We start from the raw sequence: 12,102 nt of genomic DNA, 5'->3' as shown, positions 1-12,102 counted from the left end.
CCGTCAGGGGTGTCGGTAGATCTCTCCAGTGCCCCTCTTGTAGTCAAAAGTGGACTCATGAGGAGGAAACCCATGCGCGGTGCCAAGAGCGCCAAGTGGGTCGCGGGAGCGGCAATCATCGCCCTGGCCGCGACTGCCTGTGGCGGCGGCGAGAACAACGACAAGGGCAACGAGAGTGCCAAGGGTGCGGTTGACCCCAACGGCATCTTCTCCATCGAGGTCGGTGAGCCGCAGAACCCGCTGCAGCCGGCCAACACGATGGAGTCGAACGGCAGCATCGTCACCGACGCGATCTTCTCGCAGCTGGTCGACTACGACCCGGCCGGCAAGCTTGAGATGATCAACGCCGAGTCGGTCGACTCCACGGACTCCAAGCTGTGGACGATCAAGCTCAAGAAGGACTGGAAGTTCCACGACGGGACCCCGGTCACCGCCGAGTCCTACGTCAAGGCGTGGAACTGGGCTGCGAACATCACCAACGCGCAGACCAACGCGTCCTGGTTCGATGGCATCAAGGGCTTCGCCGACGTGCACCCCGCGGAGGAAGGCGCCAAGCCGAAGGCCGACGCCATGTCCGGCCTGAAGGTCGTGGACGACTACACCTTCACGGTGGAGCTCGACACCCCGCTTCCGTACTTCGCGTACAAGCTGGGCTACACGGTCTACTCCCCGCTCCCCGAGTCCTTCTACGCGGACCCGAAGGCCGCCGGCGAGAAGCCGGTCGGCAACGGCGCGTACAAGTTCGAGAGCTGGGACCACAAGAAGCAGATCAAGGTCGTCCGCAACGACGACTACAAGGGTCTCGACAAGGCGAAGAACGGTGGTGTGATCTTCAAGAACTACACCACCATCGAGACCGCCTACGAGGACCTGAAGTCGGGCAACGTCGACGTTCTCCGCCAGATCGGCCCGAAGGACCTTCCGGTCTACCGTGCCGACCTCGGTGACCGCGCCGTGGACAAGGCGTACTCCGCCATCCAGACGCTCGGTGTCGCGATGTACCAGAAGCAGTGGAAGGACACCGACCCCAAGGTCCTCCAGGGCCTGTCGATGGCCATCGACCGTGACACGATCACCAAGACGGTGCTCCAGGGCACCCGCGAGCCGGCCACGGGCTGGGTCGCCAAGGGCGTCCTCGGCTACCAGCCGAACGTCGCCGGTGACGTCACGAAGTACGACCCGGCGAAGGCCAAGGCCCTCATCAAGGAGGGTGGCGGTGTTCCGGGTAACAAGGTCTTCATCCAGTTCAACGCCGACGGCGGCCACAAGGAATGGGTCGAGGCTGTCTGCAACAGCATCACCCAGGCGACCGGCGTCGAGTGCGCCGGCGACTCCAAGGCCGACTTCCAGGCCGACCTGGACGCCCGCGACGCCAAGCAGGTCAAGTCCTTCTACCGCGGTGGCTGGGTGCTCGACTACCCGGTGAACGCCAACTTCATCAGCGACCTGTTCCGTACGGGTGCGGCCGGCAACAACGGCTTCTTCTCGAACAAGGACCTCGACGCGAAGATCAAGGCCGCGGACACCGCGCCCTCGCTCGACGAGTCGGTCAAGGCGTACCAGGAGGTGGAGAAGGAGCTGGTCAACTACATGCCGACCATTCCGCTCTGGTACTACAAGGTCAACGCCGGCTACTCGGAGAAGGTCCAGAACGTCGACTATGCACAGGACGGCGACCCGATCCTGACGCAGGTCGAGGTCAAGAAGTAACCACCGACGTAGTCCGCAGGCCGGTGATGGACCGAAACTGAACATCGGTTCTGCGACGCCAGCCTGCACGCAGTGGCCGGGGGGCCCTTCCGCGACACCGACGACCCTACGAGGGGGTCGGTGACGAGGGAGGGCCCGTCGGCTGCGGCGTGCCACTTACATGGAGGCACCATGGGGCGCTATGTCGCACGACGACTGCTCCAGATGATCCCGGTCTTCATCGGGACAACTCTGCTGATCTTCCTGATGGTCTACACGCTGCCCGGCGACCCCGTGCGGGGGCTCTTCGGGGACAAGGGCGCGGACCCCGCGACCCTTGCGGCCATGCGGCACCAACTCGGCCTCGACCAGCCGATCCTGGTGCAGTACTGGGAATACATGAAGGGAATCGTCCTTCACTTCGACTTCGGCACCCAGATAGCCAGCGGCCGTCCGGTCACCGATGTGCTCGGTGACGCGTTCCCGGTCACGCTGAGGCTCGCCGCGATGGCGTTCCTCATCGAGATCGTGCTCGGTCTCGGCCTGGGCATGGCCGCCGGTCTCCGTGCCGGCCGCCTGACCGACAACGTCGTCCTGGTACTGACGCTGCTGATCATCTCGATCCCGGTCTTCGTGCTCGGCTTCATCGTCAAGTCGGTGTTCGCCTTCGAGCTCGGCTGGATCGCGCCGAACGTCTCCAACGACGCGACGTGGGGCGAGTTGTTCACCCCGGCGATCGTCCTGGGCTCGCTCTCCCTGGCGTACGTGGCACGACTGACCCGTACGACGATGGCGGAGAACCTGCGCTCGGACTACATGCGCACGGCCGTCGCCAAGGGTCTCCCCAAGCGCCGCATCGTGGGTGTCCACCTCATGCGCAACTCGCTGATCCCGGTCGTCACCTTCCTCGGCACCGACCTCGGTGCCCTGATGGGCGGCGCGGTCGTCACCGAGGGTCTCTTCAACGTGAAGGGCATCGGCGGCACCATCTTCGAGTCGATCGTCCGGCGCGAGGGCACCACCCTGGTCGGACTGGTCACCGTTCTGGTGCTCGTCTACCTCTTCATGAGCCTGCTCGTCGACCTGCTGTACGCGGTCCTGGACCCGAGGATCCGGTATGCCTGACCTGACCAAGACCGCTCCCGCGCCCGACGAGGCAGTCACTCCCGCCACGGAGCCCGCCGAGGCCGTCAAGGCCGACAAGGCACGCAGCCTCTGGGGCGACGCCTGGCAGGACCTGCGGAGCAACTGGTACTTCATCATCTCCGCGGCGCTCATCCTGATCCTGCTTCTGATCACGGCGTTCCCGGGCCTGTTCACCAGCGCCTCGCCCACCACGGGTGACCTCGTGAACCACTTCCTGGGCAAGCCCGAGCTGAGCAAGATCGGTTCGCCCGAGTGGTTCGGTTACGACGGCCAGGGACGCAGCGTCTACGCCCGTGTCATCTACGGCACCCGTGCCTCGGTGATCGTCGGTGTCGCGGTGACCCTCGTGGTGACGCTGTTCGGTGGTCTGATCGGAATGCTGTCCGGCTACTTCGGCGGCTGGATCGACGCGGTGCTCTCCGGATTCACCAACATCTTCCTGGGCCTGCCCTTCCTGCTCGGTGCGATGGTCGTCCTCCAGGCGTTCACGGACCGTTCGATCTGGGTGGTCGTGTTCGCCCTGGCGTTCCTCGGCTGGACCCAGATCGCGCGTGTCATGCGCGGCGCGGTGATCACCATCAAGCAGTCGGACTTCGTCCAGGCGGCCAGAGCGCTCGGCGCGAGCACGCCCCGCATCCTGTTCCGGCACATCCTGCCGAACGTGATGGCGCCGGTGATCGTGGTCGCGACCATCTCGCTCGGTGTGTACATCTCGGCGGAGGCGACGCTGTCCTACCTGGGTCTCGGCCTGGCCTCGCCGACCGTTTCATGGGGTATGGACATCTCCGGTGGTTCGGCTCAGATCCGGGTGGCCCAGCACATCCTGATCTACCCGTCGATCATGCTCAGCATCACCGTTCTGGCGTTCATCATGCTCGGCGAAGCCGTCCGTAACGCCCTCGACCCGAAGACGCGATAAGGAGGGGTGCACGTGACCACCATCGACAAGACCGCAGAAGTCCCGTCCCCGCGCTCGGGAGACGACCACGTCGGCCCGCTGCTCGAAGTCCGCGACCTGCACGTGGAGTTCCACACCCGCGACGGTGTGGCCAAGGCCGTCAACGGCGTCAACTACAGCGTGGACGCCGGTGAGACGCTCGCCGTCCTCGGCGAGTCGGGCTCGGGCAAGTCCGTGACGGCGCAGGCCATCATGGGCATCCTCGACATGCCGCCGGGCAAGATCCCGCAGGGCGAGATCCTCTTCCGCGGCCAGGACATGCTCAAGATGTCCAACGAGGAGCGGCGCAAGATCCGTGGCCGGAAGATCGCGATGATCTTCCAGGACGCGCTGTCCTCGCTGAACCCGGTCCTCACCGTCGGCTACCAGCTCGGCGAGATGTTCCAGGTGCACCAGGGCATGTCCAAGAAGGACGCCAAGGCCAAGGCCATCGAGCTGATGGACCAGGTCAAGATCCCGGCCGCGGCGGCCCGGGTCTCGGACTACCCGCACCAGTTCTCCGGCGGTATGCGCCAGCGCATCATGATCGCCATGGCGCTGGCCCTGGAGCCGGACCTGATCATCGCGGACGAGCCGACCACGGCCCTGGACGTGACGGTGCAGGCGCAGGTCATGGACCTGCTCGCGGAGCTCCAGCGCGAGTACAACATGGGTCTGATCCTGATCACGCACGACCTCGGTGTGGTGGCGGACGTCGCCGACAAGATCGCCGTGATGTACGCGGGCCGGATCGTCGAGACCTCGCCCGTGCACGAGATCTACAAGCGCCCGGCGCACCCGTACACCAAGGGTCTGCTGGCGTCGATCCCGCGCCTGGACCAGAAGGGCCAGGAGCTCTTCGCGATCAAGGGTCTGCCGCCCAACCTGCTGCACGTCCCCTCGGGTTGTGCGTTCAACCCGCGCTGCACGATGGCGCAGGACATCTGCCGTACGGACATCCCGGCCCTGCGCCCGGTGACCGAGCAGGACGGTACCGATCTGGTCGGCCGCGGCAGCGCCTGCCACTTCTGGAAGGAGACGATCCATGGCTGACATCAAGAAAGAGTCCGTGGACGCCACCCCGAACGTCACCGAAGTGGCGACTGTGGACGCGGCGAGCGAGGCGGAGGCCGTAGCCGCCATCGACGCGCCGATCTCGCAGGGCGAGCCCATCCTTCAGGTGCGCAACCTGGTCAAGCACTTCCCGCTGACCCAGGGCATCCTGTTCAAGAAGCAGGTCGGCGCGGTCAAGGCCGTCGACGGGATCTCCTTCGATCTCTTCGCGGGCGAGACGCTCGGCATCGTGGGCGAGTCCGGCTGTGGCAAGTCCACGGTCGCCAAGCTCCTGATGACGCTGGAGCGGGCCACCGCGGGCGAGGTCTTCTACAAGGGCCAGGACATCACCAAGCTGTCGGGGCGCGCGCTGAAGGCGGTGCGCCGCAACATCCAGATGGTGTTCCAGGACCCGTACACCTCGCTGAACCCGCGTATGACGGTCGGCGACATCATCGGGGAGCCGTACGACATCCACCCCGAGGTCGCCCCCAAGGGCGAGCGGCGCCGCAAGGTGCAGGACCTCCTGGACGTCGTGGGTCTCAACCCGGAGTACATCAACCGCTATCCGCACCAGTTCTCCGGCGGTCAGCGCCAGCGCATCGGCATCGCCCGCGGCCTCGCGCTCAACCCGGAGATCATCATCTGCGACGAGCCGGTCTCCGCGCTCGACGTGTCGGTGCAGGCGCAGGTCATCAACCTGATGGGGAAGCTGCAGGACGAGTTCAACCTCTCCTACCTCTTCATCGCGCACGACCTGTCCATCGTCCGGCACATCTCGGACCGGGTCGGCGTCATGTACCTCGGCAAGATGGCCGAGATCGGTACGGACGAGCAGATCTACGAGCACCCGACGCACCCCTACACCCAGGCGCTGCTGTCGGCGGTTCCGGTTCCGGACCCGGAGGCCCGTGAGGGCCGCGAGCGGATCATCCTCTCGGGCGACGTCCCCTCGCCGGCGAACCCGCCGTCGGGCTGCCGCTTCCGTACGCGGTGCTGGAAGGCCGAGGACAAGTGCGCCACGGAGATGCCGCTGCTGGCGATCCCCGAGCGCTTCAAGTCCGTGGACTCCCCGGCCGCGCACGAGTCGGCGTGTCACTTCGCCGAGGAGAAGGACGTCATCCACGCGGCGTAGTTCCCCTCCGCTCAGCACAAGGCCGCCGGGCGGGCTCGGTCATTCGAGCCCGCCCGGCGGCTTTGTGCTGTCCGGCGTCCTGACCGGTTCCACCGATGGCCCGATGAACATGCGACCAGAAGACATATGGGGTGATATGAGGCATTGAGCTACTCAATGGATCTCTAGGAGGCACTTCATGCGCGGAGCCACACAAGCCAAGTGGGCCGCATGTGCGGTGGCGGTCGCCCTGGCAGCGACGGCCTGCGGCGGCGGGGACGACAGCGGTGGCGGTGGTGGTGCCGACGGGATCGTGAGTTCCTCCTGGGGTGACCCGCAGAACCCGCTGGAGCCCGCGAACACCAACGAGGTGCAGGGCGGCAAGGTCCTCAGCATGATCTTCCGGGGTCTCAAGCAGTACGACCCGAAGACCGGCGAGGCGAAGGACATGCTCGCCGAGAAGATCGAGACGACCGACTCCGAGAACTTCACGGTCACGGTGAAGGACGGCTGGACCTTCAGCAACGGCGAGAAGATCACCGCCGCCTCGTTCGTGGACGCCTGGAACTACGGCGCCGCGCTGAAGAACAATCAGAAGAACGCCTTCTTCTTCGCCCAGATCGACGGTTACGACAAGGCCCACCCCGAGTCCGGCTCCGCCACCACGGACAAGCTCGCCGGCCTCAAGGTCGTGGACGACATGACGTTCACCGTCAAGCTCTCGCAGAAGTTCTCACTCTGGCCGGACACCCTCGGCTACCCGGCCTTCGCCCCGCTGCCCAAGTCGTTCTTCACGGACCACGACGCCTGGCTCTCCAAGCCGGTCGGCAACGGCCCGTACACGATCGACGACTACGCCAAGGGCTCGGCGATGAACCTGCGCAAGTGGGACGACTACCCGGGCGCCGACAAGGCACAGAACGGCGGCATCGACCTCAAGGTCTACACCGACAACAACACCGCCTACACCGACCTGACGGCCGGCAACCTCGACCTCGTCGACGACGTGCCCGCCTCGCAGCTCAAGAACGTCCAGGCGGACCTCGGCGGCCGCTACATCAACACCCCGGCCGGCATCATCCAGACCCTCGCCTTCCCGTTCTACGAGGCGGAGTGGGACACCCCGGAGGCGGCCAAGGTGCGCCAGGGCCTGTCGATGGCGATCAACCGCGCGCAGATCACCGACCAGATCTTCCAGAAGACCCGGACCCCCGCCTCGGACTGGACCTCCCCGGTCCTCGGCGAGGAAGGCGGCTTCAAGGAGGGCCTGTGCGGCTCGCCCTGCGAGTACGACAAGGCCGCGGCCAAGAAGATGATCGACGACAACGGCGGCATCCCCGGCGGGCAGCTCAAGATCTCGTACAACGCGGACACCGGCTCGCACAAGGAATGGGTCGACGCGGTCTGCAACAGCATCAACAACGTCATGGGCAACAACGAGGCCTGCGTCGGCAGCCCCGTCGGCACCTTCGCCGACTTCCGCAGCCAGGTCTCCCAGCAGAAGCTGACGGGCGCCTGGCGCGCCGGCTGGCAGATGGACTACCCGCTGATCCAGAACTTCCTCCAGCCCGTCTACTACACCAACGCCTCGTCCAACGACGGCAAATGGAGCGACCAGCAGTTCGACGACCTAGTCGACAAGGCGAACGCCGAGACGGACAAGGCCACGGCGGTCTCCACGTTCCAGGACGCGGAGAAGGTGATGGTCGAGCAGATGCCGGTCATCCCGCTCTGGTACCAGAACGGCAGCGCCGGCTACTCGGACCGCATCGACAACGTCTCGCTCAACCCGTTCAGCGTCCCCGTGTACGACCAGATCACCGTCAAGTGAGCTGACGGAGCCGGGCCGGCCGGTGCTCATCCAGCACCGGCCGCCCGGCTTCGCGGTCCCCACCGTTCGCCCGTTCGCCCCGACCCCCGGAGCCCCTCATGGGACGTTATGTGATCCGGCGGCTGCTGCAGATGATCCCGGTCTTCTTCGGCACCACGCTGTTGATCTTCCTCATGGTGAACGTGATGGGCGATCCCATCGCGGGCCTCTGCGGCGACCGCCAGTGCGACCCGGCGACCGCTGCCCAGCTGCGCGCCGAGTTCGGCCTCGACAAGCCGGTCTGGCAGCAATACCTCACCTACATGGGCAACGTCTTCACCGGCGACTTCGGCACCGCGTTCAACGGGCAGGAGGTCACCGAGCTGATGGCGACCGCCTTCCCCATCACCATCAGGCTCACGGTCATCGCGATCGCGTTCGAGATCGTCATCGGCATCACCCTCGGCGTGGTGACCGGTCTGCGCCGCGGCCGGCCCATCGACACCTCGGTGCTCGTCCTGACGCTGGTCGTCATCTCCGTACCGACCTTCGTCACCGGCCTGCTGCTCCAGCTCCTGCTGGGCGTGGAGTGGGGGATCATCAAGCCGTCCGTCTCCTCGGAAGCGCCGTGGAACGAACTGATCATCCCCGGGCTCGTCCTCGCCTCGGTCTCCCTGGCCTACGTCACCCGGCTCACCCGGACCTCGATCGCCGAGAACGCCCGCGCCGACTACGTACGCACCGCCACCGCCAAGGGGCTGCCCCGGCGCCGCGTCGTCGTCCGGCACCTGCTGCGCAACTCGCTGATCCCGGTCATCACCTTCATCGGTACGGACGTGGGCGCCCTGATGGGCGGGGCGATCGTCACCGAGCGGATCTTCAACATCCACGGCGTCGGATACCAGCTCTACCAGGGCATCCTGCGCCAGAACTCCCAGACCGTCGTCGGATTCGTCACCGTCCTGGTTCTCGTCTTCCTGGCGGCCAACCTGATCGTCGACCTCCTGTACGCCGTACTCGACCCGAGGATCCGCTATGCCTGAGCCGCTGTCAGAGGACGGAGCGATCTCCCCGGCCGGAGCCGGTGGCGCCATGGACCTCGCCCTGGAGGAGGGCGTCTCCCTGGAGAAGACCCCGGGCGGCCCGCAGGGGACCGGCCCGGCAGGCAAACCGCACAGTCTCTGGTCCGACGCCTGGCGCGACCTGCGCCGCAACCCCGTCTTCATCATCTCCGGGCTGATCATCATCTTCCTGGTGATCATCTCGATCTGGCCCCAGCTGATCGCGAGCGGCGACCCGCTCCAGGCCAACCTCGACGACGCGCAGAAGGGTGCCGAGCCCGGACACCCCATGGGCTTCGACCCGCAGGGGCGCGACGTCTACACGCGGGTCGTCTACGGCACCCGTACCTCGGTGAGCGTCGGCGTCTGCGCCACCCTCGGCGTGGCCCTGCTGGGCAGTGTCCTGGGCGGCCTCGCCGGGTTCTTCGGCGGCTGGTGGGACTCGTTCCTGTCCCGGATCACCGACGTCTTCTTCGGCATCCCGGTCGTCCTCGGCGGCCTGGTCTTCCTCTCCGTGGTCACCAGCGACACCGTCTGGCCCGTTGTCGGCTTCATCGTGCTGCTCGGATGGCCGCAGATCGCGCGCATCGCCCGTGGCGCGGTCATCACCGCCAAGCAGAACGACTACGTCCAGGCCGCCCGCGCGCTCGGCGCGTCCAACTCCCGGATGATGCTGCGCCACATCACGCCCAACGCCGTGGCCCCGGTCATCGTCGTCGCGACGATCGCCCTGGGCACGTACATCTCGCTGGAGGCGACGCTCTCGTACCTCGGAGTCGGCCTCAAGCCGCCGGCCGTCTCCTGGGGCATCGAGATCTCCGAGGCATCCCCCTACATCCGCAACGCCCCGCACATGCTGCTCTGGCCCGCCGGAGCGCTGGCGATCACCGTGCTCGCGTTCATCATGCTCGGCGACGCGGTGCGCGACGCCCTCGACCCCAAGCTGCGCTGAGGAGTCCGCTGCCATGCTGCTCGAAGTGCGAGACCTGCACGTGGAGTTCCACACCCGCGACGGAGTGGCCAAGGCCGTCAACGGGGTCAACTACTCGGTGGCCGAGGGCGAGACGCTCGCCGTCCTGGGCGAGTCCGGCTCGGGCAAGTCGGTCACCGCGCAGGCCGTCATGGGCATCCTCGACATGCCACCGGGCAAGATCAGCGGAGGGGAGATCCTCTTCAAGGACCGTGATCTGCTGAAGCTGAAGAAGGAGGAGCGGCGCAAGATCCGGGGCCAGGAGATGGCCATGATCTTCCAGGACGCGCTCTCCTCCCTGAACCCCGTGCTGACCGTGGGCGAGCAGCTCGGCGAGATGTTCGTCGTGCACCGGGGCATGTCCCGCAAGGACGCGCGGGCCAAGTCGGTCGAGCTGATGGACCGGGTGCGCATCCCGGCGGCCAAGGAGCGGGTGGGCAACTACCCGCACCAGTTCTCCGGCGGTATGCGCCAGCGCATCATGATCGCCATGGCCCTGGCGCTGGAGCCCTCCCTGATCATCGCCGACGAGCCGACCACCGCGCTGGACGTGACGGTGCAGGCGCAGGTCATGGACCTGCTCGCGGAGCTCCAGCGCGAGCTCAACATGGGTCTGATCCTGATCACGCACGACCTCGGTGTGGTGGCGGACGTCGCCGACAAGATCGCCGTGATGTACGCGGGCCGGATCGTCGAGACCTCGCCCGTCCACGACATCTACAAGGCCCCGGCGCACCCGTACACCAAGGGCCTGCTGCGGTCGATCCCGCGCCTGGACCAGAAGGGACAGGAGCTGTACGCGATCAAGGGCCTGCCGCCCAACCTGCTCGCCATCCCGCCCGGCTGTGCCTTCAACCCCCGCTGCCCGATGGCCCAGGACGTGTGCCGCACGGACGTGCCGCCGCTGTACAGGGTGGACGAGGACCGCCAGAGCGCCTGCCACTTCTGGAAGGAGACGCTCGATGAACGCTGACCACGACGGCGGAGAGAAGGAAGCCCGCGAGGAGGGCGAGACGGCGGCCACCCTGCTGTCCGAGGAGCGCGGTGGCCCGGCGTTCGCGAAGGGCGAACCGATCCTGGAGGTCCGCGACCTCGTCAAGCACTACCCCCTCACGCAGGGCATCCTGTTCAAGAAGCAGGTCGGCGCGGTCAAGGCCGTCGACGGCGTCTCCTTCGACCTGGCCGCGGGTGAGACCCTCGGCATCGTGGGGGAGTCCGGCTGCGGCAAGTCGACCGTCGCGAGGATGCTGGTGCATCTGGAGCGGCCGACGGCGGGCGCGATCCGCTACAAGGGCGAGGACATCACCAAGCTGTCGGGGCGCGCGCTGAAGGCGGTGCGCCGCAACATCCAGATGGTGTTCCAGGACCCGTACACCTCGCTGAACCCGCGTATGACGGTAGGCGACATCATCGGGGAGCCGTACGAGATCCACCCCGAGGTGGCACCCAAGGGCAGCAGGCGCCAGAAGGTGCAGGACCTGCTGGACGTGGTCGGTCTCAACCCGGAGTACATCAACCGCTATCCGCACCAGTTCTCCGGCGGTCAGCGCCAGCGCATCGGCATCGCCCGCGGCCTCGCGCTCAACCCGGAGATCATCGTGGCCGACGAGCCGGTCTCCGCGCTCGACGTCTCGGTCCAGGCGCAGGTCGTGAACCTGCTGGACAGTCTCCAGAGCGAGTTCAACCTGAGCTTCGTGTTCATCGCGCACGACCTGTCGATCGTCCGCCACATCTCCGACCGGGTCGGGGTGATGTATCTCGGGCGGATCGTCGAGGTCGGTACGGACGAGGAGATCTACGAGCACCCCACCCATCCGTACACCCAGGCGCTGCTGTCCGCGGTGCCGGTGCCCGACCCCATGGCCCGCGAGTCGCGCGAGCGGATCATCCTGCACGGCGACGTGCCGTCACCGGCGAACCCGCCGTCGGGCTGCCGCTTCCGTACCCGGTGCTGGAAGGCGCAGGAGCGGTGCGCGCTGGAGGTTCCGCTGCTGGCCGTCCCGGCGGTCTTCCGGCTGTCGGACAGCCCGGCGCGTCACGACTCCGCCTGTCACTTCGCGGAGGAGAAGCACGTGGTGCCTTCGGAGGGGGCGCGGGACACCCCGCCCGGACAGGGACGCGGACCCGATGTGGAGGCGCCGGGCACGGCGGTCAGGAAGCGGCCGTCGCGGGACCCGGGGCCGCCGGACGAAATCCAGCCATAAATGCCCACCAACTCGATTTACACAAGGGCAACTTGGCCGTCGCGGCACCGATATACGAACGCTCCATGATGAACAGCGTACGGCCGTGCGGGTGCCGTGAACCGGCCAGGGCGACATC

At 66.7% G+C, this 12,102-nt stretch carries 10 protein-coding genes; all 10 read left to right on the top strand.

The features are described from left to right. The first annotated feature begins 72 nt into the window (after positions 1-72). The 10 genes from AB0C82_RS02970 to AB0C82_RS02925 all read left to right on the top strand — a co-directional run bounded on the left by AB0C82_RS02970 (position 73) and on the right by AB0C82_RS02925 (position 11,984). Positions 73-1,710: an ABC transporter substrate-binding protein gene (locus AB0C82_RS02970; protein ID WP_362835656.1), complete on the top strand. Its 1,638-nt coding sequence runs from the start codon at positions 73-75 to the stop codon at positions 1,708-1,710. A gap of 171 nt (positions 1,711-1,881) precedes the next feature. Beyond that, positions 1,882-2,814: an ABC transporter permease gene (locus AB0C82_RS02965; protein WP_362835654.1), complete on the top strand. Its 933-nt coding sequence runs from the start codon at positions 1,882-1,884 to the stop codon at positions 2,812-2,814. Continuing rightward, entirely contained in the window at positions 2,807-3,754 is a 948-nt protein-coding gene (locus tag AB0C82_RS02960) for an ABC transporter permease (protein ID WP_362835652.1), read from the top strand. Before AB0C82_RS02965 ends, AB0C82_RS02960 begins: the two co-directional genes overlap by 8 nt. Positions 3,755-3,766: 12 nt before the next feature. Further along, the gene (locus AB0C82_RS02955; RefSeq protein ID WP_362835650.1) at positions 3,767-4,825 is read left to right on the top strand and encodes an ABC transporter ATP-binding protein; all 1,059 of its coding nucleotides are present in this window, start codon (positions 3,767-3,769) and stop codon (positions 4,823-4,825) included. Next, on the top strand, positions 4,818-5,960 hold the full coding sequence (locus AB0C82_RS02950) for a dipeptide ABC transporter ATP-binding protein (RefSeq protein WP_362835648.1): 1,143 nt from the start codon (positions 4,818-4,820) through the stop codon (positions 5,958-5,960). Before AB0C82_RS02955 ends, AB0C82_RS02950 begins: the two co-directional genes overlap by 8 nt. A 178-nt stretch (positions 5,961-6,138) precedes the next feature. Then, entirely contained in the window at positions 6,139-7,770 is a 1,632-nt protein-coding gene (locus AB0C82_RS02945; RefSeq protein ID WP_362835646.1) for an ABC transporter substrate-binding protein, read from the top strand. 98 nt (positions 7,771-7,868) lie between these two features. Continuing rightward, positions 7,869-8,792 carry an ABC transporter permease gene (locus AB0C82_RS02940; RefSeq protein ID WP_362835644.1) on the top strand — a complete coding sequence of 308 codons (924 nt, stop codon included), beginning with the start codon at positions 7,869-7,871 and terminating at the stop codon, positions 8,790-8,792. Beyond that, positions 8,785-9,762, top strand: a complete 978-nt coding sequence (locus tag AB0C82_RS02935) for an ABC transporter permease (protein WP_362835642.1) — start codon at positions 8,785-8,787, stop codon at positions 9,760-9,762. The genes AB0C82_RS02940 and AB0C82_RS02935 overlap by 8 nt, the downstream gene beginning before the upstream one ends. 13 nt (positions 9,763-9,775) lie before the next feature. Then, positions 9,776-10,753, top strand: a complete 978-nt coding sequence (locus tag AB0C82_RS02930; protein ID WP_362835640.1) for an ABC transporter ATP-binding protein — start codon at positions 9,776-9,778, stop codon at positions 10,751-10,753. Continuing rightward, positions 10,743-11,984, top strand: a complete 1,242-nt coding sequence (locus AB0C82_RS02925; RefSeq protein WP_362835638.1) for a dipeptide ABC transporter ATP-binding protein — start codon at positions 10,743-10,745, stop codon at positions 11,982-11,984. Before AB0C82_RS02930 ends, AB0C82_RS02925 begins: the two co-directional genes overlap by 11 nt. The last annotated feature ends 118 nt before the right edge of the window (positions 11,985-12,102 follow it).

The sequence above is a fragment of the Streptomyces sp. NPDC048560 genome, from assembly GCF_040650955.1.
Lineage (GTDB): Bacteria > Actinomycetota > Actinomycetes > Streptomycetales > Streptomycetaceae > Streptomyces.
The sequence above is the reverse complement of the archived record's forward strand: the minus strand, read 5'-3'. Positions and strand labels throughout refer to the sequence as shown.

Coding starts and splice junctions, on each gene's coding strand:
- AB0C82_RS02930 (WP_362835640.1), top strand. CDS start 9,776: ATGCTGCTCGAAGTGCGAGACCTGCACGTGGAGTTCCACACCCGCGAC.
- AB0C82_RS02940 (WP_362835644.1), top strand. CDS start 7,869: ATGGGACGTTATGTGATCCGGCGGCTGCTGCAGATGATCCCGGTCTTC.
- AB0C82_RS02965 (WP_362835654.1), top strand. CDS start 1,882: ATGGGGCGCTATGTCGCACGACGACTGCTCCAGATGATCCCGGTCTTC.
- AB0C82_RS02935 (WP_362835642.1), top strand. CDS start 8,785: ATGCCTGAGCCGCTGTCAGAGGACGGAGCGATCTCCCCGGCCGGAGCC.
- AB0C82_RS02950 (WP_362835648.1), top strand. CDS start 4,818: ATGGCTGACATCAAGAAAGAGTCCGTGGACGCCACCCCGAACGTCACC.
- AB0C82_RS02925 (WP_362835638.1), top strand. CDS start 10,743: ATGAACGCTGACCACGACGGCGGAGAGAAGGAAGCCCGCGAGGAGGGC.
- AB0C82_RS02970 (WP_362835656.1), top strand. CDS start 73: ATGCGCGGTGCCAAGAGCGCCAAGTGGGTCGCGGGAGCGGCAATCATC.
- AB0C82_RS02945 (WP_362835646.1), top strand. CDS start 6,139: ATGCGCGGAGCCACACAAGCCAAGTGGGCCGCATGTGCGGTGGCGGTC.
- AB0C82_RS02960 (WP_362835652.1), top strand. CDS start 2,807: ATGCCTGACCTGACCAAGACCGCTCCCGCGCCCGACGAGGCAGTCACT.